Source organism: Aeromonas bivalvium (assembly GCF_046078285.1).
In the GTDB taxonomy this organism is placed as follows: Bacteria; Pseudomonadota; Gammaproteobacteria; order Enterobacterales; family Aeromonadaceae; genus Aeromonas; species Aeromonas bivalvium.
The window spans coordinates 384040-410624 of the sequence record NZ_JBGXBV010000001.1; the positions used below are offsets into that span (position 1 = coordinate 384040).

Below are 26585 nucleotides of genomic sequence, written 5' to 3' on the forward strand. Positions count from 1 at the left end.
AAAAGCCAGGCGGGTGCCTGGCTTTTCGTTACTCGTTTCAAGACTCATTGGGTTCTACCGTCTCGACCCTGGCCTTGAGTTTCTGGCCGGGGCGGAAGGTGACCACCCGACGGGCGCTGATGGGAATATCCTCGCCCGTCTTGGGGTTGCGGCCTGGACGCTGATTCTTCTCGCGAAGATCAAAATTACCGAAGCCCGAGATCTTGACCTGTTCGCCGCGTTCCAGCGCTTGTCGGATCTCCTCAAAGAAGGCTTCCACCATATCTTTGGCTTCACGCTTGCTCATCCCGAGCTGGGTGAACAGGTGCTCTGCAATATCGGCTTTGGTAAGCGCCATAGATCAATCCCTCAAGGATGCATTCAACTCTTCACCGAGGGCCCGTACGACATTGTCCACGGTCTCGGCAATCTCTTTCTCCTCCAGGGTGCGCTGGGTGTCTTGCAACGTGAGACTGATGGCCAGGCTCTTCTTGTCATCTGCCATACCAGCACCCTGGTACACGTCAAACAAGTTTATTCCAACTAACTGATTTCCGCCAACTTTTTTAATTACTGCCAGCACATCACCTGCCAGAACCTGACGATCTACCACCAAGGCGATATCGCGGCGGTTGGCCGGGAAGCGGGAAATTTCGGCAGCAAGCGGCACCTTGGCCGGCACCAGCTTGTTGAGCTCCAGCTCGAACAGCACGGCGCGGGTCTTGAGGCCCAGTTTCTTTTCCAGGTTCGGGTGGATCACGCCGATGTGGCCGATGGGCTCGCCATTGCGCAGCACCAGAGCGGTCTGACCCGGGTGCAGGGCGCTGTGTTCGCCCCGCTCGAAGCTGAAGCTGCCCCCCTCTGCGGTCAAGTCCAGCACGGCTTCCAGATCGCCCTTCAGATCGAAGAAGTCGGCACCCCGGCTCTTGACGTCCCAGTGCTCGTCGCTCTGATTGCCGGTGATGATGCCAGCCAGCATGGGCTCCTGACGGATGCCGTTCTCGGCATTCTCGTCCTTGATGAAACGCAGTCCCTGCTCGAACAGGCGCACCCGCGGCTGCTGGCGGTTCTGGTTGTACACCACTGCCTGGATGAGGCCGGTGAACAGGGAGACCCGCATCGCCGACATCTCGACTGAGATGGGGTTCGGCAGCACGATGGCATCGCTCTGGGGGAACAGGGTCTGCTGGGTCTTGGGATCGACGAAGCTGTAGGTGATCGCTTCCTGGAAACCTCGGGCAACCAGCAGATCGCGTACCCGCTTGATGGTCACCTGGCCTTCGGCCTGTTCCACCATGGCGAGCGACGCGGCCGGTTTGAGGTTCGGGATATTGTTGTAGCCGTAGATGCGGGCCACTTCCTCGATGAGATCTTCCTCGATGGCGATATCGAAACGCCAGGAGGGGGCCAGGGCGCTCCAGCCGTCGGCCTGGGTGGTCACCTGCATGCCGAGGCGGGTCAGGATCTCGACCACCTGCTCATCGGCGATCTGGATGCCGATCACCTTGTCCAGCTTGGCGCGGCGCAGGGTGATGGGGCTTGCCTTGGGCAGGTGCTCGTCGGATTTGACCTCGATGACCGGGCCGGCTTCGCCGCCGCAGATATCCAGCAGCAGGCGGGTGGCGCGGTCCATCACCTTGTGCTGCAGCTCGGGGTCAACCCCGCGCTCGAAGCGGTGGGACGAGTCGGTGTGCAGGCCATAGGCACGGGCACGGCCCGTGATGGAGAGCGGCGCGAAGAAGGCGCACTCCAGCAGGATGTCGGTCGTGGTCTCGGACACCCCGGTGCGATCGCCGCCGAAGATACCGGCCATGCAGGCAGGGCCTTTGCCATCGGCGATAACGAGCGTGGTCTCTTTGAGCTTCACCTCGTTGCCGTCGAGCAGAGTCATGGGCTCATCGGCATGGGCACGGCGCACCACCAGTTCCCCGTCCAGCTTGGCCAGATCGAAGGCGTGCATCGGCTGGCCGTATTCCAGCAGCAGGTAGTTGGTGATATCGACGATGGCGTCGATGGAACGGATGCCACCACGGCGCAGCTTCTCCTGCATCCAGAGCGGGCTCATGGCTTGCAGGTTCAGCCCCTTGATGACGCGACCGAGATAACGGGGGCAATCGGCCGGTGCTTCAACGCGGATCGGGAAGCTGGCGTCAATGGTGGCGGCAGCCGGGGTCCAGGTCGGTTCGACCACGTCCACGCTGTTGAGTACGCCGATCTCGCGGGCCAGACCCGCGATGCCGAGGCAGTCGGCACGGTTCGGGGTCAGATCCACGTCGATGCTGACGTCATCGAGGTTCAGATATTCGCGAATGTCGGTGCCAACCGGGGCATCCAGCGGCAGCTCTATGATGCCATCGGCTTCCACGTCGATGCCCAGCTCGCTGAAGGAGCAGAGCATGCCGTGGGACGGCTGGCCGCGCAGCTTGGCTTTCTTGATGGTGAAATCCCCCGGCAGGGTCGCCCCCACCTTGGCCACGCATACCTTGAGGCCGGTGCGGCAGTTCGGCGCGCCGCAGACGATGTCCAGCAGCTCGGCCTCGCCCACGTTGACCTTGGTCACCCGCAGCTTGTCGGCATCCGGATGCTGACCACATTCGACCACTTCACCCACGACCACGTTGTTGAACTGGCCAGCCACCGCTTCCACGGCGTCCACTTCCAGACCGGCCATGGTGATCTGTTCGGCCAGTGCATTGTCACTCAACTCGGTGCGGACCCACTCCATCACCCAGGATTTACTGAATTTCATGTTCTCTCGCCCTTACTTGAACTGCTTGAGGAAGCGCAGATCGTTTTCGAAGAAGGCACGCAGGTCATTGACCCCGTAACGCAGCATGGTGAGGCGCTCGACGCCCATGCCAAAGGCAAAACCGGAGTATTTTTCCGGATCGATGCCACCGGCGCGCAGCACGTTCGGATGCACCATGCCGCAGCCCAGCACTTCCAGCCATTTGCCGTTCTTGCCCATCACGTCCACTTCGGCGCTCGGCTCGGTAAACGGGAAGTAGGAGGGACGGAAGCGAATGGTGAGATCTTCCTCGAAGTAGTTGCGCAGGAAGTCGTGCAGTATCCCCTTGAGCTCGGTGAAGCTGGCATGCTCGTCGATCAGCAGGCCTTCGACCTGATGGAACATGGGGGTGTGGGTCATGTCGTAGTCGTTACGATAGACACGACCCGGGGCTATGATGCGAATGGGCGGCTGCTGCTTCTCCATGGTACGGATCTGCACCCCAGAGGTATGAGTGCGCAGCACCAGATCCGGGTTGAAGTAGAAGGTGTCGTGATCGGTACGCGCCGGGTGGTGGGCCGGAATGTTCAGTGCATCGAAGTTGTGGAAGCCATCTTCAATTTCAGGGCCGTGCGCCACCTTGAATCCCATCTCGCCAAACAGGCGTTCGATGCGCTCGATGGTACGGGTCACCGGGTGCAGGCCACCATTCTCGATGCGGCGGCCCGGCAGGCTGATGTCGATGGTCTCGGCCGCCAGCTTCTGGTTGAGCTCCTGGGCAGCCAAGTCATCACGACGGGCATTGAGCGCATCCTGCACCTGCTGTTTGGCCTGGTTGATCACCGCGCCCGCGGCGGGACGCTCCTCAGGGGACAGGGTGCCGAGGGACTTCATTTGCTCGGTAAAAAAGCCTTTCTTACCCAGATATTTGACCCGAATTTCGTCGAGCGTCGCTCCATCGCTGACGCTCTCAATCTCGGCCTTGGCCTGGCCTACCACTTCTTCAAGCTGTTGCATGTCTTCCTCGTCACCACTCCCAACAAGGGAGCCTGTATACGCTAAAAGGGGAAAGAGGAAGATAATACAAAAAAAGCGCAGGTGCTGACCATAGTTATGCCCTGCTTTTCTCCCGCAAAATCATTTTGTTACCCCTCCCCTGCTGCTGATGGGGTCAGAATGGCCCCGGCCATTCCCTCTAGATACAAGTTTGTTGGCATACTACATTCACTCGCTCACGGCCGAGGTGATAAACAGAATGTTGCAAGAGATGCGATGAAGGGGCGAGAGCATACAGCCAAATACCTGCCCCTCATTGATCAGGTATGTCGTCGGTTGGTGGCACCCGTCTCGACCAAGCAGAGAAGCAGAGAAGCAGAGAAGCAGAGAAGCAGAGAAGCAGAGAAGCAGAGAAGCAGAGAAGCAGAGAAGCAGAGAAGCAGAGAAGCCTGCGCCATAACTTGCGTGACGCCAACAAAAAAGGAGGCATGAGCCCCCTTTTCGTTTCATAACAGAACCGGATTAGACCAGTGCTGCTTTAGCCTTTTCAACCAGGGCGGTGAAAGCCACTTTGTCGTGAACGGCGATATCGGACAGGATCTTGCGATCGATCTCGATAGAAGCTTTCTTCAGGCCGTTGATCAGACGGCTGTAGGACAGACCGTTCTGACGGGCTGCCGCGTTGATACGGGCAATCCACAGTTGACGGAACTGACGCTTCTTCTGGCGACGGTCACGGTAGGCGTACTGACCAGCTTTGGTTACCGCTTGTACCGCTACGCGGTAGACACGGGAACGGGCGCCGTAGTAACCCTTGGCGGCTTTCATTACTTTCTTGTGACGAGCGCGAGCGGTCACACCACGTTTAACTCTTGGCATTTTTCACATCCCCCTTATGCGTACGGCAGACAGGCAACAACACGTTTGTGGTCAGCAGCAGAGACCATGAACTTCGGTCCCAGCTTGCGCTTACGCTTGCTGCTCTTCTTGGTCAGGATGTGACGCAGGTGGTTATGCTTGCACTTGAAGCGGCCGGAGCCAGTCTTCTTGAAGCGCTTTGCAGCACCCCGGTTGGTTTTCATCTTCGGCATTTTATACTCCGCATTGTGAGTGACAACAAAATCGCAAGGCGAACCGACTCATGGGACGAACCCATGAGTCAATTTCTTGTGGGCCTTAAGATTTCTTCTTAGGTGCGAGAACCATCACAGCTTGACGGCCTTCGACTTTCGGGAACGACTCGACTACGGCCAGCTCTTCCAGATCGTTCTTGACGCGCTCCAAGACCTTGATACCAAGATCCTGGTGGGCCATTTCACGACCACGGAAGCGCAGGGTGACCTTCGCCTTGTCCCCGTCTTCCAGAAAGCGAACCAGGTTGCGTAGTTTTACCTGATAGTCGCCTTCGTCTGTACCAGGACGGAATTTGATTTCCTTGACCTGGACAACTTTCTGCTTTTTCTTCTGTTCTTTGGTTGTTTTGCTCTTCTCGTAGAGGAATTTGCCGTAATCCATGATTCGGCAAACGGGCGGTTCAGCGTTAGGGCTGATCTCGACCAGATCCACTCCAGCTTCAACGGCTAAGTTCAATGCATCTTGGATACCAACGACACCCAAAGGCTCGCCATCTATACCAGTCAAACGAACTTCTTTCAGACGAATCTCGGTATTGATCCGGTGAGCGCGGGCTTGCGGTTGCTTGCCCAGTTTTTTTCCGCCTTTTATAGCTTATTCCTCCACTTTCTTTTGTCCGCGGGTCTGAACTTCCTGGGTCAACAGAGCAATCAGCTCTTCTACAGGATAAGTGCCCAGGTCAGCCCCTTTACGAGTCCGTACTGCAATCTTGCCAGCTTCAACTTCTTTGTCGCCGCAGACCAGCATGAAAGGTACTCGTTTCAAAGTATGCTCGCGGATTTTAAAGCCAATCTTCTCATTTCTCAAGTCCGCTTTTGCGCGAAGGCCCGCATCATTCAATGCTTTGGCCACTTTCACTGCATAATCGGCCTGATTATCCGTGATATTCATCACCACGGCCTGAGTTGGTGCCAACCAGGTCGGGAACAGTCCGGCGTACTCTTCGGTCAGGATGCCGATGAAGCGCTCGATGGAACCCAGGATGGCGCGATGTATCATCACGGGGACGTGACGCTCGTTGTCTTCGCCTACATAAGTGGCGCCAAGACGGCCCGGCAGGGCGAAATCGAGCTGCACTGTACCACACTGCCAGGCGCGATCCAGGCAATCGTGCAGGGTAAATTCGATCTTGGGTCCGTAGAAGGCCCCCTCACCCGGCTGCAGATCGTACTTCAGGCCGTTCACCTCGAGGGCTTCGGCCAGGGCGGCCTCGGCGCGATCCCAGGCTTCATCGGATCCGATGCGCTGCTCGGGACGGGTGGAGAGCTTGACCACGATGTTTTCGAAGCCGAAGGTACCGTAGACGTCATAGACCATGCGGATACAGGCGGACACCTCTTCCATCACCTGTGCTTCGCTACAGAAGATGTGGGCATCATCCTGGGTAAATCCGCGCACTCGCATCAGACCGTGCAGGGAACCAGACGGCTCGTTGCGGTGGCAGGAGCCAAACTCGGCCATGCGCAGCGGCAGATCACGGTAGGATTTCAGACCCTGGTTGAAGATCTGGACGTGGCCCGGGCAGTTCATCGGCTTGATGGCGTACTCGCGGTTCTCGGACTGGGTAGTGAACATGCCTTGCGCATATTTGTCCCAGTGACCGGATCGCTCCCACAAGACACGATCCATCATGGAGGGACCTTTCACCTCCTGATAGTCATACTCGCGCAATTTGGTGCGCATGAAGCTTTCCAGCTCGCGGAAAATGGTCCAGCCGTCGTTGTGCCAGAACACCATGCCCGGCGCTTCTTCCTGCATGTGATAGAGGTCGAGCTGTTTGCCGATCTTGCGGTGGTCGCGCTTGGCGGCCTCTTCCAGGCGTTGCAGATAGGCCTTGAGCTGCTTCTTGTCGGCCCAGGCGGTGCCGTAGATGCGCTGCAACATCTTGTTGCTGGAGTCGCCACGCCAGTAGGCACCGGACATCTTCTGCAACTTGAAGTGGTGGCAGTGACGCATGTTGGGCACGTGGGGCCCGCGGCACATGTCGATGTACTCTTCGTGATGATAGAGACCGGGCTGGTCATCACGGGCAATATTCTGATCCAGGATCTCGACCTTGTAGGTCTCGCCGCGGGCAGCGAACACGTCGCGTGCCTCCTGCCAGGAGACCTTCTTCTTGATGACGTCGTAATCCTTGCCTGCCAGCTCGAGCATACGCGCTTCGAGCGCAGCCATGTCTTCTTCCGTCAGGGTATGGTCAAGGTCCACATCATAATAGAAACCATTATCGATGACGGGGCCGATAGCCATCTTGGTCTGGGGCCAGAGCTGCTTGATGGCATGACCCAGCAAGTGAGCACAGGAGTGGCGCAGGATCTCCAGACCTTCTTCGTCTTTGGCGGTGATGATGGAGAGCTGCGCATCGGCTTCGATCAGCTCACAGGCATCCACCAGTTCACCGTTTACCCGGCCGGCAATGCACGCCTTGGCGAGACCGGGACCTATGTCCGCGGCCACGTCCATGACGGAAACGGCGTGGGCAAATTGACGTTGACTGCCGTCAGGCAGAGTAATGATTGGCATTGTGTGTTTCCTTATACAGTGGTGCCCCCTACCAAAGGGCACATGTAATAGTAAAAATTCCTTCAGATTCAAGCTCATCCCTCTGGTGTTTCACCGTAAACCAAACGGTTGGTACACAGAGAGATACCCAGGCTGTCGTGGGCCTCATGCTATCGCCTATCAGGATCCACCAGGGATTGTATCAGACGTGACAACTCAGACAAGTTACCCTGCCGATTTTGCATGCCCTGTCGGGCCTGGCGCCGCCGCACATGTGCACTCTGCCGATCGGTGCGCACACGATGACAATGCGCCTCGCTGACGACGGCCTCCTGGCGCCCTCGCCCCCTCCCTGTGCTACTTTCCAGGTAGGGACAGGCCCGAGAAGGAGAGCGCTATGTACACCTATGACGTATCGTTTGTGGAGCATGCGGAGAAGATCATTCACCCTGATCACCTGCTGACGACGCACTGCCCCGTTCATATCGGAGAGCTGGTGATCCTGAGCGATGGCAGTAAGCGGGAGGTATGCAGCATAGTGCACAGCGCCGATCGCAGTACCCTCTATGTCACCGACGTGACCCCAGGCAAGGTCAGCGCCAGTATCTGAGCCCCTAACCGGCACTCAGGAAGGCGTGAGCGTCGAAGTCGAAGGTGCCGCGCCCCTCCTCGGCCAGCGCCAGCTCCTGCAATACCGTGAGTGCCAACTTGTTGCCCTTTTGCGAGGCCTGATAGAGCCACTGCTTGGCCCTGGCCATGTCGACCCGACCGTTGACCCCCATCAGATGCAGCACCCCTACCTTCAGCATGGCGGGGACGTCGCCGTTTTGGGCGGCCTGCTCCATCCAGCGAAATGCCTCATGCAAATCCCGCGTCACCCCGACGCCACGCAGATAGAGCTCCGCCAGCCGATATTGACCAAAGGCATCCCCCGCCTCGGCGGACTGACGATAGAGGCGGATGGCCTGCGTCAGGCTCTGCTCGCTCCCCTGCCCCAGCTCATGGCTCCACCCCATCAGGGCCTGCGCCCTGGGTTGACCCTGCTCGGCCAGTGGCTGCCAGATACCGGTCGCCTGCTCGAAGTGGCCCACCCGCCAGGCGCGATTGGCCGCTGCCAGCTCCTGCTCGGTGGAGAGCGGGATCAGACGCCAGGCGACCAGGGCGATGACGGCGATAAACAGCCAGCGGTAAGTGGTGGGGCTCATGATGATTTCCGTGATCCGGTTCGCATTTTGTCTATGTAAACGAAATGTAGCGACAGTTCAAGCAGGAGATCCCGCTCTTTGGCCGAGTGAAATACGGGAAGGCTGGCCGGACTTGATGTTTGGCACTGTCCAGAGCAGAATAACTGTATGTATAAACAGCATTCGTTGGTGATGTGATGGCAGGACGAGGCGCTACCCACAATATCGAGCACCGCTTCAGCGGCCCGCAGATCGAAACCGTTGACGACGGCTGGAGCCAGAGCGACTGGGGCGCAGCATTTGCCGCCAGCGATCCCCGCACCGAGGTACGGGAGATAGAGGCTCGCAGCATCATCAGCCACAATCACTCGCCGGACGTCCCCTTCGGGCGCTCCATCAATCCCTATCAGGGGTGCGAACATGGCTGCATCTATTGCTATGCCAGACCCAGCCATGCCTACCTCGAACTCTCCCCCGGGCTGGATTTCGAGAGCAAACTGTTTGCCAAGATCAACGCCGCCGAACTGCTGCGCCGGGAGTTTGCCAAACCAGGCTATCAGCCGCAGACCATAATGCTCGGGGCCAATACCGACCCTTATCAGCCCATCGAGCACCACTATCGCCTCACCCGCGAGCTGCTGGAGGTGATGCTTGCCCATCGCCATCCGGTGGGGATCATCACCAAGAGCGCCATGATATTGCGCGATCTCGATCTGCTGACCGAGCTGGCCCGGGAAGGGCTCTGCCAGGTGATGGTGTCGGTCACCACCCTCAATGAAACGCTGAGGCGACAGCTGGAGCCCCGCGCCAGCACGGGGACTGGACGGATCAAGGTGATCGAGAAACTGGCACGGGCTGGGATACCTGCGGGGGTGCTGGCGGCCCCCATGATCCCGCGCCTCAACGAGCCCGAGCTGGAGCAGATCATCAAGGCCGCCGTCGACGCCGGGGCGGGCTGTGCGGATTACATCTTGCTGCGACTGCCCCACGAGCTCACCACCCTCTTTTGCGACTGGCTGGAGGAGCACTACCCTGGCCAGAAGGAGGCCATCTTGAACCAGTTGCGGGCAAGCAGAGGGGGGGCGCTCAACAGCCCCGCCTTCGGGACTCGTATGCGCGGAGAGGGGCAATTCGCCGACTTGCTCGCCCAGCGCTTTCGGCTCATCAGCAGGCGGCTGCAACTGGGCAAGCGCCATACCGCGCTCAACACCTCTGCCTTCATTCGCCCCAACGAGCAGCTGCGCCTGTTCTGAACGTCGCCGTCAGCTTCGTGGTCTTGGCGGACAGGTACTTGCCGGATGGCGCTGTACAATCAGCTCCGTCGGCAGACGCGATGGCTCGTGCGCCACCTCCTCCTCATCCACCCGAAGCCGCGCCTTCTCTTGCGATCCCCACATCCGGCTCCACCAGATCTCCCACATTGCCCAGCTCGTCATAACAGTGCTCCTGGCAGGCGATGCCTGCCTCTGTGGTGGTCTCATCCAACGCAGGCAGCATGGCTGGCCGTCATGACAGGGCCATGACAGCCGAGTGAAGAAACCGTGTTGATGACATGAGGCCATGCCCATCGCAAATCGGTATGGCGCCCTGGCATACCCCCAGACCATGCAAGGCCTGGGAGCTGACAGGTAAAAGGGAGAATGAACACCAGGATGGAGAGCGTCTGCAAGCAGGCGAGCCAATAAAAAGAGCGACCATCAAGGTCGCTCTTTTGCATCGGGTAAGGGGTGCGATTACTCGTCGCCCGCCTCCCCTGCATCGACGGCGCCGGCGTCCGCTGCGGTGTCTGTGCCTTCGGACACTTCACCCTCGGCGGCCAGGGCCTCGTTTTCCTCTTCGTCGCTCTCGGCGATGCGCTGCAGACCGACCACGGTCTCGTCTTCACCGGTACGGATCAGACGGACACCGCCGGTGTTACGGCCAATGACGCTCACCTCGGCAACGCGAGTACGGACCAGGGTGCCGCCGTTGGTGATCAGCATGATCTGGTCGGTATCTTCGACCTGGATCGCATCGATCACCTTGCCGTTGCGCTCGTCCACCTTGATGGAGCGAACGCCCTGGGTACCACGGCTCTTGGTCGGGTATTCGTCCAGTGCGGTACGCTTGCCGTAACCGTTCTCGGTGGCGGTGAGGATGGCACCGACCCCGCGTGGAACGATAAGGGAAACCACCTTGTCACCGGCGGCCAGCTTGATGCCACGGACACCGGCGGCGGTACGACCCATGGGACGCACGCCCTTGAAGGTACCCTTGCTTTCGGTGCCTTCAGTGCCTTCGCCGTTGTCGCTGCCATCATCGTCGTTGCCGGCGTCGTCGTCGGTCTCGACGTCATCGCTGGCATCCGCATCGGCTACATCGGCGCGACCGCTGCCTTCAGCGAAGCGAACCACCTTGCCCGCGTCGGAGAAGAGCATGATCTCGTTGCTGCCGTCGGTGATGTCCACCCCGATCAGCTCATCACCCTCTTTGAGGTTGATGGCACGGATACCGGAGGAGAGCGGACGGCTGAAGTCGGACAGGCTGGTCTTCTTCACGGTGCCGTTGGCGGTGGCGAAGAAGACGTACTTGTCGGCATCATATTCCTTCACCGGCAGTATGGCGGTGATGCGCTCACCCTCTTCCAGCGGCAGCAGGTTGATGATGGGACGACCACGGGCGCCACGGGACGCTTCCGGCAGCTGATAGACCTTGAGCCAGTAGACCTTGCCACGGGTGGAGAAGCACAGAATGGTGTCGTGGGTGTTGGCCACCAGCAGACGCTCCACAAAGTCCTCTTCCTTGATCCGGGTGGCCGACTTGCCACGACCACCGCGGCGCTGGGCCTCGTAGTCGGAGAGCGGCTGATACTTCACATAGCCCTGGTGAGACAGGGTGACGACCACGTCTTCCGGGGTGATCAGATCTTCGATGTTGATCTCGGCACTGGACATGCTGATCTCGGTGCGACGCTCGTCGCCATACTGCTCGCGCACAGCCAGCAGTTCATCGCGGATCACTTCCATCAGGCGTTCCGGGCTTGCCAGGATGAACAGCAGCTCGGCGATGAGATCCAGCAGAGATTGGTACTCTTCCAGGATCTTCTCATGCTCGAGGCCGGTCAGCTTGTGCAGACGCAGGTCAAGGATGGCCTGGGCCTGGATCTCGGTCAGGAAGTACTGCCCTTCACGGATACCGAATTCCGGCTCCAGCCACTCTGGCCGCGCCGCGTCGTCGCCCGCTTTTTCCAGCATGGCGGCCACGTTGCCGAGTTCCCAGCCCTTGGCAATCAGGCCCGCTTTCGCATCCGCCGGGGTCGCACTGTGGCGAATGAGTTCAATGATGGGGTCTATGTTGGCCAGCGCCACCGCCAGACCTTCCAAAATGTGCGCCCGATCCCGCGCCTTGCGCAGTTCGAACACAGTCCGGCGAGTCACCACCTCACGGCGGTGCAGCAGGAAGGCATCCAGGATCTCTTTGAGATTCATCACCTTGGGCTGGTTGTTATCGAGCGCCACCATGTTGATGCCGAACGTGGTCTGCATCTGGGTGTGCTTGTAGAGATTGTTCAGCACAATCTCGCCGGACTCGCCGCGTTTGATCTCGATAACGATGCGCATGCCGTCTTTGTCAGACTCATCGCGCAGGGCACTGATGCCCTCGACCTTCTTCTCTTTGACCAGCTCGGCGATCTTCTCGATCAGTCGAGCCTTGTTCACCTGATAGGGGATCTCGTGAACGATGATGGTCTCGCGACTGGTCTTCTCGTCCACTTCCACTTCAGCCTTGGCCCGCACATAGATGGAGCCACGACCGGTACGGTACGCCTGCACGATGCCGGAACGACCGTTGATAATGCCGCCGGTGGGGAAATCCGGGCCGGTGATGTAGGTCATCAGCTCGTCAATGGTGAGGTCGCCGTTTTCGATCAGCGCCAGGCAGCCATTGACAATCTCGGTGAGGTTGTGAGGCGGAATGTTGGTCGCCATGCCCACCGCGATACCGGAGGAGCCGTTGACCAGCAGGTTAGGAACCTTGGTAGGCATGACCGCCGGGATCATCTCGGTGCCGTCATAGTTCGGCACCCAGTCCACGGTCTCTTTGTCCAGATCAGCCAGCAGCTCGTGGGAGATGCGGGCCATCCGCACTTCGGTATAACGCATCGCCGCGGCGCTGTCGCCGTCGACTGAACCGAAGTTGCCCTGACCATCGACCAGCATGTAACGCATGGAGAAATCCTGCGCCATCCGGACAATGGTGTCATACACAGCGATATCGCCGTGCGGGTGATATTTACCGATTACGTCACCGACCACACGGGCCGATTTTTTATAGGGCTTGTTCCAGTCGTTCCCCAACTCGTTCATAGCAAACAGAACGCGGCGGTGAACCGGTTTCAAGCCATCACGCACATCCGGCAGAGCTCGTCCTACGATCACGCTCATGGCGTAATCAAGATAGGAACTCTTGAGCTCTTCTTCGATGTTGACCGGCGTGATCTCTCTGGCCAGATCGCTCATAGAAAGCCTTATCCCTAATTAGTTGTTCTTTGGCTTAAACAGCGCGACATGGTAACACACTGAGCCAAATACCTTAAGCCACAAATCGGGGATCAGATCGGGCTGGTGTGACAAAGTCCGTCCGTTATAATGCCCGCCAGGACAATAGATTGCGCCCATGACTCAGAAGCGGGCGCCCTGCCACAGGATCTTCGAAAAATGAACAGTGATGCCAATGTCGATCTGACAGAAATCGCCAAGTTTGACGCCATCGCCTCCCGCTGGTGGGACATGGAAGGTGAATTCAAACCCCTGCATCAAATCAATCCGGTACGCCTTGACTGGATCACCGACAAAAGTGGCGGTCTGTTTGGCAAGCGCATTCTCGATATCGGATGTGGTGGCGGCATTCTCTCCGAGAGCATGGCCCGCCGTGGTGCCAAGGTCACCGGCATCGATATGGGCAAGGAGCCCCTCGGCGTCGCCCGCCTGCACGCCCTTGAGCAGGGTGTCGAGCTCGAGTACCGCCAGATCACTGCCGAAGCCCATGCTGCCGAAGTGCCGGGCCAGTATGACGTGGTCACCTGCATGGAGATGCTGGAGCATGTGCCGGACCCCGCCTCCGTGCTGCGCGCCATCGCTACCCTGGTGCGCCCGGGCGGCCGGGTGTTCGTCTCCACCATCAACCGCAACCCCAAATCCTATCTGATGATGATCATCGGGGCCGAATACCTGATGAAGATGGTGCCCAAGGGTACCCACGATCACAAAAAATTCATCACCCCGGCCGAACTGTGTCGCATGGGGGAAGCAGCTGGCCTGCTGGTGCGGGACATGAGCGGCGTCCACTACGCCCCCCTCACCAACCAGTTCAAGCTCGGCAAAAATGTCGACGTCAACTATATGGTGGAGTTTGTCCGCCCGGAGCACGGTTGATGAGTGCCTCTCACCCTCTGCCCCTGCGCGGTGTGCTGTTCGATCTGGACGGCACCCTGCTCGACACAGCCCCGGATCTGGGTGCCGCCGTCAATCATGTGTTAATAAGCGAGGGCTTTGCCCCGCTGCCCGAGGCCATCATCCGCCAGACCACCTCCCACGGGGCGCTCGGGCTGCTCAAGGCGGGCCTGGGGGAGGAACTGCTGGAAGAGCTGGGGGCCACTCGCCTTCGCACCGCCCTGCTCGACCATTACGCAGCCAACCTCTGCGTCGGCACTCGTCCCTATGAGGGGATGCTGGATCTCATCGAATGGCTCGATGAGAAGAAGCTGCCCTGGGGCATAGTCACCAACAAGCCGGGCTTTCTCACCGAGCCGCTCTTGGCCGCCCTGCCGGCGCTGGCCAGCTGCGGGGTGACGGTCAGCGCCGATACCCTGCCGGTGCGCAAGCCAGACCCCGCCCCCATGTTCTTTGCCTGCGAGCGGCTCGGGGTCGAGGCGAGCCACTGCCTCTACGTGGGGGATCACGTGCGTGACATAGAGGCGGGGCGCAACGCCGGCATGCGTACCGCGGTGGCGGGTTGGGGCTATCTGAGCGATGACGAGGATACCGCCGACTGGGGCGCCGATCTGCAGTTCGACACCGTGCAGGCCCTCCACCATTGGCTGCGCTACGAGCTGACCTGAGACATCGCTGTCCGGGCAGGGGGTCATCATCCTCCTCCTGCCACCTCCTCCATCGGGCCCTGACTGCGCACCATCCGCCGCCGCCCCTCAACAACCGGCGATCTCCCCCGTCAGGGGCCCGGGTATGAGCAATTCCCTGCCCCCTGTTGCGATCACTTTTGGCGCGGATCGCACAGGGATTGTGCAAGGATCCGAGGGGCGATGGCGGCTAGTAAAAAGGGTCTGGTTTCGCAAGCAAAAAAAGTTATTTTAATTTTCCATCTTTGATCCCGGGGCACGGATTTCAGGGAGCGGACGAAGGAAAACCCGTTCGCTGTGAGTAGTCACTAACAGTTGCCATGACACCCACAATTTATCCACAGCCCTCTCCCCATCCATGCGTTGCAAAGCGGTGACGACCTCACTATCTTGTAGCTCGCATTCAAAATAACACTACATCTTGTGTCTCACCGCATATCGTCCCACTAGAAAAGAGGGGCGAGTCTGCTTGCTTGTCAAGCTTTGCGATGAGTTTTTCGGGAATCAACAAAAGGTCATCAGCCAATGAACTTGTTTGTGACGAAGCGTAACGGCCACAAAGAACCCATCGATCTGGACAAGATCCACCGCGTGCTCGACTGGGCCGCCGAGGGACTCGACAACGTGTCGGTCTCCCAGGTGGAACTCAAGTCCCACATCCAGTTCTATGACGGCATCCGTACCGCCGACATCCACGAAACCGTCATCAAGGCCGCTGCTGACCTTATCTCCGAGCAGAGCCCGGACTACCAGTACATGGCTGCCCGCCTGGCCATCTTCCATCTGCGCAAGAAAGCCTACGGCCAGTTCGAGCCGCCCCACCTCTACCAGCACGTCGCCAAGCTGGTGGACATGGGCAAGTACGACAAGCATCTGCTGGAGGACTACACCCAGGCCGAGTTCGAGGAGCTCAACGCCCACCTCGACCACTGGCGCGACATGGACTTCTCCTACGCCGCGGTCAAGCAGCTGGAAGGCAAGTACCTGGTGCAGAACCGCGTCACCGGCGAGATCTACGAGAGCCCGCAGTTCCTCTACATCCTGGTGGCGGCCTGCCTCTTCTCCAAGTATCCGAAAGATACCCGTCTGAGCTACATCAAGCGCTTCTACGATGCGGTCTCGACCTTCAAGATCTCCCTGCCCACCCCCATCATGAGCGGTGTGCGCACCCCGACCCGTCAGTTCAGCTCCTGCGTGCTGATCGAGTGCGATGACAGCCTGGATTCCATCAATGCCACCGCCAGCGCCATCGTACGTTACGTCTCCCAGCGTGCCGGCATCGGCATCAACGCCGGTCGCATCCGTGGCCTGGGCAGCCCCATCCGTGGCGGCGAAGCCTTCCACACCGGCTGCATCCCCTTCTACAAGTACTTCCAGACTGCCGTGAAGTGCTGCTCCCAGGGCGGCGTGCGCGGCGGGGCGGCCACCCTGTTCTACCCCCTGTGGCACACCGAGGTGGAGAGCCTGCTGGTACTGAAGAACAACCGCGGCGTGGAAGAGAACCGGGTACGTCACATGGACTACGGGGTGCAGATCAACAAGCTGATGTATCAGCGCCTCATCAAGGGCGGTGACATCACATTGTTCTCCCCCTCCGACGCCCCCGGCCTCTACGATGCCTTCTTCGCGGATCAGGACAAGTTCGAGCAGCTCTACGTCAAGTACGAGCAGGATCCGTCCATTCGCAAGAAGACCCTCAAGGCGGTGGATCTCTTCTCCCTTATGATGCAGGAGCGTGCCGGCACCGGTCGCATCTACATCCAGAACGTGGATCACTGCAACACCCACAGCCCGTTCGATCCGGCCGTGGCGCCGGTGCGCCAGTCCAACCTCTGCCTCGAGATTGCGCTGCCCACCAAGCCCCTCAACAACGTGGATGACGAGAACGGCGAGATTGCCCTGTGCACCCTCTCTGCCTTCAACCTCGGCGCCATCGAGAAGCTGGACGATCTGGAAGAGATGGCGGATCTTGCCGTGCGTGCCCTGGACGCCCTGCTCGACTATCAGGACTACCCGCTCAAGGCCGCCCAGAAAGGCAGCATGAACCGCCGCACCCTGGGCATTGGCGTCATCAACTACGCCTACTACCTGGCGAAAAACGGCGCCCGCTACTCCGACGGCTCCGGTCTGGCACTGACCCACCGCACCTTCGAGGCGATCCAGTACTACCTGCTGAAGGCGTCGGTGCAGCTGGCCCGCGAGTTCGGCCCCTGCCCGGCCTTTGGCGAGACCACCTATGCCCAGGGGATCCTGCCCATCGATACCTATAAAAAGGATCTGGACGCCCTGTGCAACGAGCCGCTGCAACTGGACTGGGAAGCGCTGCGCAACGATATCAAGACCGTGGGTCTGCGCAACTCCACCCTGACCGCCCTGATGCCGAGCGAGACCTCCAGCCAGATCTCCAACGCCACCAACGGCATCGAGCCGCCCCGCGGCCTGGTGTCGGTCAAGGCCTCCAAGGACGGCATCCTCAAGCAGGTGGTGCCCGAGTACGAGCGTCTCAAGGATCAGTACGAACTGCTGTGGAAGCAGCCGAGCGTCGATGGCTACCTGCAGCTGGTCGGCATCATGCAGAAGTTCGTGGATCAGGCGATCTCCGCCAACACCAACTACGACCCGGCCCGTTTCGAAGGCAACAAGGTGCCGATGAAGCAGCTGCTCAAGGACTTGCTGACCGCTTACAAATACGGCCTCAAGACCCTCTACTATCACAACACCCGTGATGGTGCGGACGACACCCAGACCGATCTGCAAGATGACGGTTGTGCGGGTGGGGCTTGCAAGATATAACCGCCAGCAAACATTGATTGACACCGAGCGGGAGCCAAGCCTCCCGCTTCCCCGTTTCTGCCTGTTAAGACATTGGATATCATGGCCTATTCAACTTTTTGCCAAACCCAGAACGACCAGCTCAAGGAACCTATGTTCTTCGGTCAATCGGTCAACGTGGCCCGTTACGATCAGCAAAAATATGACGTGTTCGAACGGCTGATCGAAAAGCAGCTCTCCTTCTTCTGGCGCCCGGAAGAGGTGGACGTCTCCCACGACCGCATCGATTACCAGGCGCTGCCGCCCCACGAGCAGCATATCTTCATCTCCAACCTGAAGTACCAGACCCTGCTGGACTCCATCCAGGGCCGCAGCCCGAACGTGGCCCTGCTGCCCCTGGTCTCCATCCCGGAGCTGGAGACCTGGATCGAGACCTGGGCCTTCTCCGAGACCATCCACTCTCGCTCCTACACCCACATCATCCGCAATATCGTCAACTCCCCTTCCCAGGTGTTTGACGATATCGTGACCAACGAGCAGATCCTGAAACGGGCCGGCTCCATCAGCCATTTCTATGACGATCTGATAGAGGCGACCGCCCTCTACAACCTGCACGGTGAAGGGACCCACACAGTCGCGGGCCGCGAGCTGACCATCAGCCTGCATGAGCTCAAGAAGAAGCTCTATCTGTGCCTGATGAGCGTCAACGCCCTGGAGGCGATCCGCTTCTACGTCAGCTTCGCCTGTTCTTTTGCCTTCGCCGAGCGCGAGCTGATGGAAGGCAACGCCAAGATCATCAAGATGATCGCCCGTGACGAGGCGCTGCACCTGACCGGCACCCAGCACATGCTGAACCTGATGCGCAGCGGCCAGGACGATCCCGAGATGGCCGAGATAGCGCAAGAGTGCGAACAGGCCTGCTTCGACATCTTCAAGGAAGCGGCGGAACAGGAGAAGGAGTGGGCCGAGTACCTGTTCCAGGACGGCTCCATGATCGGCCTGAACAAGGACATCCTCTGCCAGTACGTGGAATACATCACCAATCTGCGCATGGCTGCCGTCGGCCTGCAACCGGCCTTTGCCGGTGCCAAGCAAAACCCTATCCCCTGGATCAACACCTGGTTGTCCTCCGACAACGTCCAGGTCGCCCCGCAGGAAGTGGAAGTGAGTTCCTACCTGGTGGGTCAGATCGACAGCGAAGTGAGTCACGAAGATCTGGGTGACTTCGAGCTGTGAGGGAGTGCCTGCTGGCGCCGGCGCAACCCGGACAACGGAGTGAGGACGAGGCCAGGGGCCCTGCCCTCATCCATAGCCGGCACGGTGCCCTGGCGGCCCGACCGGGGGAGACCCTGCTCGATACCCTGGAGCGCCATGGCCAGCGGGTGGAATTCCAGTGCCGCAGCGGTTATTGCGGTGCCTGCCGCACCCCCCTGCTGGCGGGTCGGGTACACTATCCCGAGCCGCCCCTGGCCTTCGTCCCGCCGGGCCAGTGCCTGCCCTGCTGCTGTCACCCCCAGGGCAACGTCAGCCTGGATCTGGCTCACGGGACTGAGCCATCTTCATGAACCAAGAGCCCTCAGCCGAGGGCTTTCTCTTTTCTCTCTTCTTCTCTCCCCGGCCCCCTTTTAGCCTCGTCCCAGCGGCCCTAGGGTGCGTACACCCGCCATAAAAAATGCCCTCCGAAGAGGGCATGTTCCTTGTCGCACCAAGGGTGCCGAGTGTGGACTCAGACGTTGCGGCTGGTTGCAGGCTGCCCCTGCAGGCTCTCATCCTCGGCCATGCAGGCCGCGGCAGTGAACAGCACGTCGGTGGAGCTGTTGAGGGCCGTCTCGGCGGAGTCTTGCAGCACGCCGATGATGAAGCCGACCGCGACCACCTGCATGGCGACATCGTTGCTGATGCCAAACAGGCTGCAGGCGAGCGGGATCAGCAGCAGGGAGCCGCCAGCCACACCGGAGGCGCCGCAGGCACTGATGGTCGCCACCACGGAGAGCAGCACGGCAGTCGCGATATCCACCTGCAGACCCAGGGTGTGCACGGCCGCCAGGCTCAATACCGTGATGGTGATGGCTGCGCCGGCCATGTTGATGGTGGCTCCGAGCGGGATGGAGACCGCATAGGTGTCTTTGGGCAGCTTGAGCTTCTCGCACAGCGCCATGTTGACCGGGATGTTGGCGGCGGAGCTGCGGGTAAAGAAGGCGGTCACGCCGCTCTCTTTCAGGCAGGTCAGCACCAGGGGATAGGGATTGCGCTTTATCTTCCAGAACACGATGAGCGGGTTCACCACGAAGGCGATGAACAGCATGCAGCCGATCAGCACGGCCAGCAGGTGCGCATAGCCGAGCAGGGCATCGAATCCGGTCTCCGCCAGGGTAGAGGCGACCAGGCCCAGGATGCCGAGCGGGGCGAAGCGGATCACCAGCTTGACGATGGTGGAGATGCCACCAGACAGATCGGAGACCAGGGCCTTGGTGGTGTCACTGGCATGACGCAGCACGACGCCAAGGGCGATGGCCCAGCCCAGGATGCCGATGTAGTTGGCGTCCATCAATGCCTTGACCGGGTTGCTCACCAGGTTGAACAGCAGAGTCTGGAGCACTTCGGTGATGCCACCCGGGGGGGTGATATCGGCCGTGTTGGCGACCAGGTGCAGGCTGGAGGGGAACAGGAAACTGGCCAGCACAGCTACCAGGGCCGCCGCGAAGGTGCCAAACAGGTAGAGGCCCAGCAGCGGGCGAATATTGGTTTTCTGGCCCTGCTTGTGGCCCGTGATGGCGGCGATCACCAGCACGAAGACCAGGATGGGGGCCACGGCCTTGAGGGCTCCGACGAACAGGCCGCCGAGCAGGCCGGCGGATTTGGCCCACTCAGGCGCAAACAGTGCCAGCAGGATACCGGCAATCAGGCCGACCAGGATCTGGCTGACCAGGCTGGTACTATTTACCAAACGAAGGAGGGGGTGTTGTTGTGTCATCTATATAGTCCCTGTACACACGCGGTGTTTGAATCATTGAGTCCTGTGGCGACCATCTTCATTCGGAACTGACCGAACAAACCTCCTGCTGCGGGCAGACCTTCTCTTGATGGGGTCCGTATTCCAGGCGGGGTCGCACCAAGGGAATATCCCATCTACGACAGGTTTTTTCCACACATACACCACGAAAATCCCATTTTACATCACAAAAAACCACAACAATTGAGTAACGCAATATCAACACCCGGATAAAGAAGGCTAAATATTGCCCACTCGGCACCAGGTAGCCCCCGGGTCATGGGTCAGGTGGTATCATGGTCCCTTTACTCAGGATGGCGCCCCATGATCTCCTCTTTGCTGCAACAACACTTCGGTTTCACCCAGCTCAGACCAGGCCAGGAGGCGGTGATGGCGCAGATCCTGGCCGGCCGCAGCGCCGCCGCCATCTTCCCGACCGGCTCCGGCAAGTCCCTCTGCTATCAGCTGCCGGCCCTGGCCCTGCCCCACCTCACCCTGGTGATCTCCCCCCTCATCGCCCTGATGCAGGATCAGCTGACCTTTCTCAAGAGCAAGGGCATAGCAGCGGCGGCACTGGACTCGAGCCTGAGCCCGGCGCAGAGTCGGGAAGTGATGGCCCAGATAGGATCGGGCCAGCTCAAGATCCTGATGATCTCGGTCGAGCGGCTCAAGAACGAGCGCTTTCGCCGCTTCATCGCCACCGTGCCCATCTCCCTGATGGTGGTGGATGAAGCCCACTGCATCTCGGAATGGGGCCACAACTTTCGTCCCGACTACCTCAAGCTGCCCGAGCACAGGCGTGCCCTCAAGATCCCCCAGGTGCTGCTGCTGACCGCCACCGCCACCCGCGCCGTGATGCAGGACATGCAGCGCAAGTTCGACATCGACGATGACGGCCTGGTGGTGACCGGCTTCTATCGTCCCAACCTGGACTTGAATGTCTTGCCCATGGCGCCCGGGGCGCGAGACGCCTGGCTGACGGAGGAGATGGCGCGCGCCCCCTCGGATCCGACCATCGTCTACGTCACCCTGCAGCACACCGCAGAGGCGTGTGCCGACAGGCTGGCCAAAGCCGGCATCCGCGCCCGCGCCTATCACGCCGGACTTGGCGCCGATCTGCGCCAGACGATCCAGCACGACTTCATGAGCGGTCGACTCGACTGCATCGTCGCCACCATCGCCTTTGGCATGGGCATCGACAAGGCCGATATCCGCCGGGTCATTCACTACGACTTGCCCAAATCCATCGAAAACTACAGCCAGGAGATAGGGCGCGCCGGACGGGATGGGCAGCTATCCCGCTGTACCGTGCTGGCCAACCGCACCCAGTTGCCCGTGCTGGAGAACTTCGTCTATGGGGATACGCCGGACAAGGCCGCCATCGCCCAGCTGCTGGCCCAGCTCCCCCCGGCTGGCGAGGCCTGGGAGTTCGTGCTGCTGCGCCTCTCGAACGAGACCAACATCCGCCAGCTTCCCTTGAAGACCCTGCTGGTCTACCTGGAGCTCAATGGCATCTTGAGCCCGGCCTACAGCTACTTTGCCGAGTATCGGTTCAAGTTCATCGCCGACAGGGACGCCATACTCGCCCGCTTCGATCAGGGACGCCGTCACTTCCTCGAGGCCCTGTTCGCCAGCGCCCCCCAGGCCCGCAGCTGGTGCACCATGGATTTCGAGGCGCTCTGGCAGGGTTATCAGGGGGAGCGCGGCCGCGCGGTGACCGCCCTCGACTATCTGCAGCAGCAGGGCCTCATCGAGCTCGAGAGCAAGCAGATGACCGAGGTCTATCAGGTAAAGCGCACGCCCGCCTCCCTGGATGCCCTCGTCGACGAGCTCCATGGGCTGTTCGTGCAAAAAGAGCAGAGCGAGCTGGCCAGGTTGCAGGCCCTGCTCGCCTTCTTTACCTCATCGGCTTGCCTGAGTCAGACCCTGGCCCGCCATTTTGCCGATGAGCAGGCCCCCGCCCGCTGCGGCCACTGCTCGGTTTGCCGCGGTCAGGTGGCCCACTTGCCCCCAGAGCCGATGGCGCCACTGCCCAACGAGGCGGGGATCCGCGCCTGGTGCGATCCCCTGTCGAGCCAGTTGCCAAGCCCCGATCCCAGGATCCTGGCCCGCTTCCTGTGCGGGATCAGCACCCCCCTCACCACCCGCCTCAAGGCGGGCAAACTGGCCGGCTTTGGTCGGCTGGGCGACATCCCCTTCGCCCGGGTGCTCACCCTGGTCGCACAGGCCTATGGGCACCACGGCCCCCACTAGGCGCCACAGTGAGAATGGCGGCCCTCACACACTTGCCCCACCATCTAGCGTCCGCACAGGGCGCGTCTGCGCCATGACATCGATCGTCATCAGCGACACAGGGGATCATAAGAAGGGGGTCTGTGGCGCCCCCTGCATCGGCCTGGAGACGCTGAAAAAATAAGACCCTCGCGGATGCGAGGGTCAAGCCAACGGAAACGTGCTTAAACAGAGCTTTGTTTTCGATACCGAGACACTCTCTTGCTAAAGCGGCTCAGCACCGAACACAGGAGCCAATCTAGAGCAGCGAAAATGTAGCGTCAATGTAAAAATTAGAGCTTTAACACCAATTTACGCACCTTACGCTTACGTTCTCGTAAAGCATATTCCACTACCTAGGCGCCCCGTGCCAGAGCACGCCAGCCCTGGCGTCCTGCGATCCATCTGGGTTTGCCGCTCGTACTTCCCTTGGTAGTCATGCTGAAACATTTATTTTTATCTCTTTGACATTGCCCCGACTAACGTGGCAAAAATAATTTAACAGTCAGTAACATACAGACACCGCTTGCCTGGTGCCGCCCAAGGCGCCGGGATCCGGGCCAACCGATTTAAAGCCGTGCACTGTAATGGATTACTGGGGGCTGTTGACTAGGCTTAAGAGGAAAGCACAACAAGAGTGATAAACCGGTCATTTTAGGGTAAGCGACTATAACGAGGGCTAAGTTATGGGCATCTTCGAGCATTACCAACAACGTTACGAGCAAGCCAGGGAAGAGGAGTACAGCATTCAGGAGTTCCTGGACATGTGCAAACAGGACAAATCCTGCTACGCCTCCGCCGCCGAACGTCTACTGGTTGCCATCGGCGACCCGGAGATGGTTGATACCGCCACCAATCCGAGACTCAGTCGTCTCTTTTCCAACCGGGTCGTCGCCCGTTATCCCGCCTTCAAGGATTTCTACGGCATGGAAGACGCCATCGAGCAGATCGTCTCCTACCTCAAGCACTCCGCCCAGGGCCTGGAAGAGAAGAAGCAGATCCTCTATCTGCTGGGTCCGGTCGGCGGCGGCAAATCGTCTCTGGCCGAGAAGCTCAAATCCTTGATGCAGAAGGTGCCCATCTACCGGATCAAGGGATCCCCGGTCAATGACCACCCCTTCTGTCTGTTCGACATGGAAGAGGACGGCGAGCTGCTGGAGAAAGAGTACGGCATCCCGCGCCGTTATCTGCGCCCCATCATGTCCCCCTGGGCGGCCAAGCGCCTGACCGAATTTGGCGGAGACATCACCAAGTTCAAAGTGGAAAAGGTCAATCCTTCGATATTGCACCAGATCGCCATCGCCAAGACAGAGCCCGGCGATGAGAACAACCAGGACATCTCCTCCCTGGTCGGCAAGGTCGACATCCGCATGCTGGAGCACTATGCCCAGGACGATGCCGATGCCTACTCCTACTCGGGGGCGCTGTGCAAGGCGAACCAGGGCATGATGGAGTTCGTCGAGATGTTCAAGGCCCCCATCAAGGTACTGCACCCGCTGCTGACCGCCACCCAGGAAGGCAACTACAACGGCACAGAGGGGCTCTCCGCCCTCCCCTTCGACGGCATTCTGCTGGCTCACTCCAACGAATCCGAATGGCAGCACTTCAAGAACAACCGCAATAACGAGGCTTTCCTCGACCGTGTCTATATCGTCAAGGTGCCTTATTGCCTGCGGGTCTCGGAAGAGGTGAAGATCTACGAGAAGCTGCTCACCAACAGCGAGCTGACCGAGGCCAAATGTGCCCCGGGCACCCTGGAGCTGCTGGGACAGTTCTCCGTGCTGTCACGACTCAAGGAGCCGGAAAACTCCAGCCTCTACTCCAAGATGCGGGTCTATGATGGCGAAAGCCTCAAGGACACGGATCCCAAGGCCAAGAGCTATCAGGAGTACCGGGACTACGCCGGGGTGGATGAGGGGATGAACGGCCTCTCGACTCGCTTCGCGTTCAAGATATTGTCACGGGTCTTCAACTTCGACCATGCCGAGGTAGCGGCCAACCCGGTTCACCTCTTCTATGTGCTGGAGCAGCAGATAGAGCGCGAACAGTTCCCGCAGGAGATACACGATCGCTACCTGGAGTTCATCAAGGGCTATCTCACCCCGCGCTACGTGGAGTTCATCGGCAAGGAGATCCAGACCGCCTACCTCGAGTCCTACTCCGAATATGGCCAGAACATCTTCGATCGCTACGTCACCTACGCAGACTTCTGGATCCAGGATCAGGAGTACCGGGATCCGGAGACGGGGCAACTGTTTGACCGCGCCTCCCTCAACAGCGAACTGGAAAAGATTGAGAAACCGGCCGGGATCAGCAACCCGAAGGACTTTCGCAACGAAATCGTCAACTTCGTGCTGCGGGCCCGGGCCAACAATGCCGGTCGCAACCCGAACTGGACCAGCTACGAGAAGCTGCGCACCGTCATCGAGAAGAAGATGTTCTCCAACACCGAAGAGCTGTTGCCGGTCATCTCCTTCAACAGCAAGACCTCGGCGGAAGAGCAGAAGAAACACGATAACTTTGTCGAGCGGATGATGGAGAAAGGCTATACCCGCAAACAGGTACGGCTGCTCTCCGAATGGTATCTCAGGGTACGCAAGTCATCCTGATCCTGACGGCTTTGCCAAGGGGGAGTTATGGCGCACTTTATCGACCGCAGGCTCAACGGCAAGAACAAAAGCGCTGTCAATCGGCAGCGCTTCATCCGCCGCTACAAGAAGCAGATCAAACAAGCGGTCTCGGATGCCGTCTCCAAGCGCAGCATCCAGGACGTGGACAAGGGCGAGAGCATCAGTATCCCGACCCGGGACATCGGCGAGCCCCATTTTCATCAGGGGCATGGGGGCAAGCGGGAGATGGTGCATCCCGGCAATGATCAGTTCGTCTCAGGGGACAAGATAGACAGACCCAAGGGAGGCGGCGCCGGTCAGGGGGCGGGAGAAGGACAGGCATCCAACCAGGGGGAAGGGAGCGATGACTTCGTGTTCCAGATCTCCAAGGATGAATACCTGGATCTCCTGTTCGAGGATCTCGAACTGCCCCACCTGCAAAAGACCCAGCTCAACCAGCTGATGGAGATGAAGACCTACCGGGCCGGTTATACCTCCAATGGTGTACCGGCCAACATCAACGTGGTGCGATCCTTGCGCAATTCGCTGGCACGGCGCATGTCGCTGCAAGCCGGCAAGAAGCGCAGCCTGCGGGAGCTGGAGGAGCGGCTCCTGCTGCTGTCGAAAGACCCCAGCGAACACTTCGCCGAGATAGCGCTGCTGGAAAAAGAGATCCGCGACCTGAAAAAACGCATCGAAGCCGTGCCCTTCATCGACACCTTCGATCTCAAGTTCAACAACTTCGTCAAGCGGCCCGTCCCCTCCAGCCAGGCGGTGATGTTCTGTCTGATGGACGTCTCGGGCTCCATGGATCAAGCCACCAAGGAGATGGCCAAACGCTTCTACATCCTGCTCTATCTGTTCCTGAGTCGTACCTACAAGAATGTGGAGGTGGTCTATATCCGCCACCACACCCAGGCCAAGGAGGTGGACGAGCACGAGTTCTTCTACTCCCAGGAGACCGGGGGCACCATCGTCTCCAGCGCCCTCAAGATGATGAGCGACATCATGGATGAGCGTTATCCCACCAACCAGTGGAACATCTATGCCGCCCAGGCCTCAGACGGGGACAACTGGGCCGATGACTCGCCCCAGTGCCGCGAGATCCTGCTGCAGGAGATCATGCCGCGGGTGCGTTACTACTCCTATATCGAGATCACCACCCGGGCCCACCAGACCCTGTGGCACGAATACGAGTCGGTCGCCAGCCAGTATCCCTACTTTGCCATGGAGCACATTCGCAAGGTGGAGGACATCTACCCGGTGTTCCGGGAACTGTTCAAGAAACAAGCGGCCTAGG

At 59.7% G+C, this 26585-nt stretch carries 21 protein-coding genes; 10 read left to right on the plus strand and 11 right to left on the minus strand.

Annotation, left to right across the window (positions count from 1 at the left end; genetic code table 11):
- Nucleotides 1–37: 37 nt before the first annotated feature.
- The 7 genes from ihfA to thrS form a co-directional block, all read right to left on the minus strand.
- Nucleotides 38–337: an integration host factor subunit alpha gene (ihfA, locus tag ACEUCR_RS01630; RefSeq protein ID WP_005908994.1), complete on the minus strand. Its 300-nt coding sequence runs from the start codon at nt 335–337 to the stop codon at nt 38–40.
- A 3-nt stretch (nt 338–340) separates the two neighbouring features.
- Nucleotides 341–2728 carry a phenylalanine--tRNA ligase subunit beta gene (gene pheT / locus ACEUCR_RS01635; RefSeq protein ID WP_111872759.1) on the minus strand — a complete coding sequence of 796 codons (2388 nt, stop codon included), beginning with the start codon at nt 2726–2728 and terminating at the stop codon, nt 341–343.
- A 12-nt stretch (nt 2729–2740) separates the two neighbouring features.
- Nucleotides 2741–3724, minus strand: coding sequence for a phenylalanine--tRNA ligase subunit alpha (gene pheS, locus ACEUCR_RS01640; RefSeq protein WP_041992474.1), 984 nt, complete (start codon nt 3722–3724; stop codon nt 2741–2743).
- Nucleotides 3725–4225: 501 nt separating this feature from the next.
- Nucleotides 4226–4582, minus strand: coding sequence for a 50S ribosomal protein L20 (gene rplT, locus ACEUCR_RS01645; RefSeq protein ID WP_041992476.1), 357 nt, complete (start codon nt 4580–4582; stop codon nt 4226–4228).
- Nucleotides 4583–4596: 14 nt separating this feature from the next.
- Nucleotides 4597–4794 carry a 50S ribosomal protein L35 gene (gene rpmI, locus ACEUCR_RS01650; RefSeq protein ID WP_005315535.1) on the minus strand — a complete coding sequence of 66 codons (198 nt, stop codon included), beginning with the start codon at nt 4792–4794 and terminating at the stop codon, nt 4597–4599.
- A gap of 85 nt (nt 4795–4879) precedes the next feature.
- Nucleotides 4880–5428, minus strand: a complete 549-nt coding sequence (gene infC / locus ACEUCR_RS01655; RefSeq protein WP_041992478.1) for a translation initiation factor IF-3 — start codon at nt 5426–5428, stop codon at nt 4880–4882.
- A 3-nt stretch (nt 5429–5431) separates the two neighbouring features.
- Entirely contained in the window at nt 5432–7360 is a 1929-nt protein-coding gene (gene thrS / locus ACEUCR_RS01660) for a threonine--tRNA ligase (RefSeq protein WP_111872760.1), read from the minus strand.
- A 376-nt stretch (nt 7361–7736) separates the two neighbouring features.
- Here thrS and ACEUCR_RS01665 point away from each other — a divergent pair, with 376 nt between their 5' ends.
- Nucleotides 7737–7949, plus strand: coding sequence for a hypothetical protein (locus ACEUCR_RS01665; protein WP_041992482.1), 213 nt, complete (start codon nt 7737–7739; stop codon nt 7947–7949).
- A gap of 4 nt (nt 7950–7953) precedes the next feature.
- Here ACEUCR_RS01665 and ACEUCR_RS01670 read toward each other — a convergent pair whose 3' ends face one another.
- A complete protein-coding gene (locus ACEUCR_RS01670; RefSeq protein WP_408759405.1) occupies nt 7954–8544 on the minus strand; it encodes a tetratricopeptide repeat protein in 591 nt (196 codons plus the stop codon).
- Nucleotides 8545–8720: 176 nt separating this feature from the next.
- Between ACEUCR_RS01670 and ACEUCR_RS01675 the strand changes: the two genes are divergently transcribed.
- On the plus strand, nt 8721–9776 hold the full coding sequence (locus ACEUCR_RS01675) for a PA0069 family radical SAM protein (protein ID WP_408787682.1): 1056 nt from the start codon (nt 8721–8723) through the stop codon (nt 9774–9776).
- Nucleotides 9777–9879: 103 nt separating this feature from the next.
- Here ACEUCR_RS01675 and ACEUCR_RS01680 read toward each other — a convergent pair whose 3' ends face one another.
- Nucleotides 9880–10020: a hypothetical protein gene (locus ACEUCR_RS01680; RefSeq protein WP_162625748.1), complete on the minus strand. Its 141-nt coding sequence runs from the start codon at nt 10018–10020 to the stop codon at nt 9880–9882.
- A gap of 236 nt (nt 10021–10256) precedes the next feature.
- Nucleotides 10257–13022, minus strand: a complete 2766-nt coding sequence (gyrA, locus tag ACEUCR_RS01685) for a DNA topoisomerase (ATP-hydrolyzing) subunit A (protein WP_408787685.1) — start codon at nt 13020–13022, stop codon at nt 10257–10259.
- A 198-nt stretch (nt 13023–13220) separates the two neighbouring features.
- Here gyrA and ubiG point away from each other — a divergent pair, with 198 nt between their 5' ends.
- The 5 genes from ubiG to yfaE all read left to right on the plus strand — a co-directional run bounded on the left by ubiG (nt 13221) and on the right by yfaE (nt 18978).
- Complete coding sequence (gene ubiG, locus ACEUCR_RS01690) at nt 13221–13937, plus strand: bifunctional 2-polyprenyl-6-hydroxyphenol methylase/3-demethylubiquinol 3-O-methyltransferase UbiG (protein ID WP_201932054.1); 717 nt, start codon at nt 13221–13223, stop codon at nt 13935–13937.
- A complete protein-coding gene (locus ACEUCR_RS01695; protein ID WP_408787689.1) occupies nt 13937–14623 on the plus strand; it encodes an HAD family hydrolase in 687 nt (228 codons plus the stop codon). Before ubiG ends, ACEUCR_RS01695 begins: the two co-directional genes overlap by 1 nt.
- Nucleotides 14624–15166: 543 nt before the next feature.
- A complete protein-coding gene (nrdA, locus tag ACEUCR_RS01700; protein ID WP_408787692.1) occupies nt 15167–17434 on the plus strand; it encodes a class 1a ribonucleoside-diphosphate reductase subunit alpha in 2268 nt (755 codons plus the stop codon).
- Between the two features lie 81 nt (nt 17435–17515).
- On the plus strand, nt 17516–18649 hold the full coding sequence (gene nrdB, locus ACEUCR_RS01705) for a class Ia ribonucleoside-diphosphate reductase subunit beta (protein WP_041992502.1): 1134 nt from the start codon (nt 17516–17518) through the stop codon (nt 18647–18649).
- Nucleotides 18646–18978 carry a class I ribonucleotide reductase maintenance protein YfaE gene (gene yfaE / locus ACEUCR_RS01710; RefSeq protein ID WP_408787695.1) on the plus strand — a complete coding sequence of 111 codons (333 nt, stop codon included), beginning with the start codon at nt 18646–18648 and terminating at the stop codon, nt 18976–18978. The genes nrdB and yfaE overlap by 4 nt, the downstream gene beginning before the upstream one ends.
- Nucleotides 18979–19139: 161 nt before the next feature.
- On the opposite strand, the gene sstT is transcribed toward yfaE, so the two are convergent.
- The gene (gene sstT, locus ACEUCR_RS01715; protein ID WP_041992505.1) at nt 19140–20387 is read right to left on the minus strand and encodes a serine/threonine transporter SstT; all 1248 of its coding nucleotides are present in this window, start codon (nt 20385–20387) and stop codon (nt 19140–19142) included.
- Between the two features lie 342 nt (nt 20388–20729).
- Here sstT and ACEUCR_RS01720 point away from each other — a divergent pair, with 342 nt between their 5' ends.
- The 3 genes from ACEUCR_RS01720 (at nt 20730) to ACEUCR_RS01730 (ending at nt 26584) form a co-directional block, all read left to right on the plus strand.
- On the plus strand, nt 20730–22658 hold the full coding sequence (locus ACEUCR_RS01720; RefSeq protein ID WP_408787698.1) for a RecQ family ATP-dependent DNA helicase: 1929 nt from the start codon (nt 20730–20732) through the stop codon (nt 22656–22658).
- A 704-nt stretch (nt 22659–23362) separates the two neighbouring features.
- The gene (locus ACEUCR_RS01725) at nt 23363–25285 is read left to right on the plus strand and encodes a PrkA family serine protein kinase (protein WP_111872767.1); all 1923 of its coding nucleotides are present in this window, start codon (nt 23363–23365) and stop codon (nt 25283–25285) included.
- A 27-nt stretch (nt 25286–25312) separates the two neighbouring features.
- Nucleotides 25313–26584 (plus strand): YeaH/YhbH family protein, encoded by a 1272-nt coding sequence (locus ACEUCR_RS01730; RefSeq protein ID WP_041992514.1) that lies wholly within the window; start codon nt 25313–25315, stop codon nt 26582–26584.
- Nucleotide 26585 lies beyond the last annotated feature (1 nt).

What these genes read in the sequence shown, in the direction of transcription:
- ihfA (WP_005908994.1), bottom strand. Translation starts at nt 337, where the DNA reads ATGGCGCTTACCAAAGCCGATATTGCAGAGCACCTGTTCACCCAGCTC.
- pheT (WP_111872759.1), bottom strand. Translation starts at nt 2,728, where the DNA reads ATGAAATTCAGTAAATCCTGGGTGATGGAGTGGGTCCGCACCGAGTTG.
- pheS (WP_041992474.1), bottom strand. Translation starts at nt 3,724, where the DNA reads ATGCAACAGCTTGAAGAAGTGGTAGGCCAGGCCAAGGCCGAGATTGAG.
- rplT (WP_041992476.1), bottom strand. Translation starts at nt 4,582, where the DNA reads ATGCCAAGAGTTAAACGTGGTGTGACCGCTCGCGCTCGTCACAAGAAA.
- rpmI (WP_005315535.1), bottom strand. Translation starts at nt 4,794, where the DNA reads ATGCCGAAGATGAAAACCAACCGGGGTGCTGCAAAGCGCTTCAAGAAG.
- thrS (WP_111872760.1), bottom strand. Translation starts at nt 7,360, where the DNA reads ATGCCAATCATTACTCTGCCTGACGGCAGTCAACGTCAATTTGCCCAC.
- ACEUCR_RS01665 (WP_041992482.1), top strand. Translation starts at nt 7,737, where the DNA reads ATGTACACCTATGACGTATCGTTTGTGGAGCATGCGGAGAAGATCATT.
- ACEUCR_RS01670 (WP_408759405.1), bottom strand. Translation starts at nt 8,544, where the DNA reads ATGAGCCCCACCACTTACCGCTGGCTGTTTATCGCCGTCATCGCCCTG.
- ACEUCR_RS01675 (WP_408787682.1), top strand. Translation starts at nt 8,721, where the DNA reads ATGGCAGGACGAGGCGCTACCCACAATATCGAGCACCGCTTCAGCGGC.
- ACEUCR_RS01680 (WP_162625748.1), bottom strand. Translation starts at nt 10,020, where the DNA reads ATGCTGCCTGCGTTGGATGAGACCACCACAGAGGCAGGCATCGCCTGC.
- gyrA (WP_408787685.1), bottom strand. Translation starts at nt 13,022, where the DNA reads ATGAGCGATCTGGCCAGAGAGATCACGCCGGTCAACATCGAAGAAGAG.
- ubiG (WP_201932054.1), top strand. Translation starts at nt 13,221, where the DNA reads ATGAACAGTGATGCCAATGTCGATCTGACAGAAATCGCCAAGTTTGAC.
- ACEUCR_RS01695 (WP_408787689.1), top strand. Translation starts at nt 13,937, where the DNA reads ATGAGTGCCTCTCACCCTCTGCCCCTGCGCGGTGTGCTGTTCGATCTG.
- nrdA (WP_408787692.1), top strand. Translation starts at nt 15,167, where the DNA reads ATGAACTTGTTTGTGACGAAGCGTAACGGCCACAAAGAACCCATCGAT.
- nrdB (WP_041992502.1), top strand. Translation starts at nt 17,516, where the DNA reads ATGGCCTATTCAACTTTTTGCCAAACCCAGAACGACCAGCTCAAGGAA.
- sstT (WP_041992505.1), bottom strand. Translation starts at nt 20,387, where the DNA reads ATGACACAACAACACCCCCTCCTTCGTTTGGTAAATAGTACCAGCCTG.
- ACEUCR_RS01720 (WP_408787698.1), top strand. Translation starts at nt 20,730, where the DNA reads ATGATCTCCTCTTTGCTGCAACAACACTTCGGTTTCACCCAGCTCAGA.
- ACEUCR_RS01725 (WP_111872767.1), top strand. Translation starts at nt 23,363, where the DNA reads ATGGGCATCTTCGAGCATTACCAACAACGTTACGAGCAAGCCAGGGAA.
- ACEUCR_RS01730 (WP_041992514.1), top strand. Translation starts at nt 25,313, where the DNA reads ATGGCGCACTTTATCGACCGCAGGCTCAACGGCAAGAACAAAAGCGCT.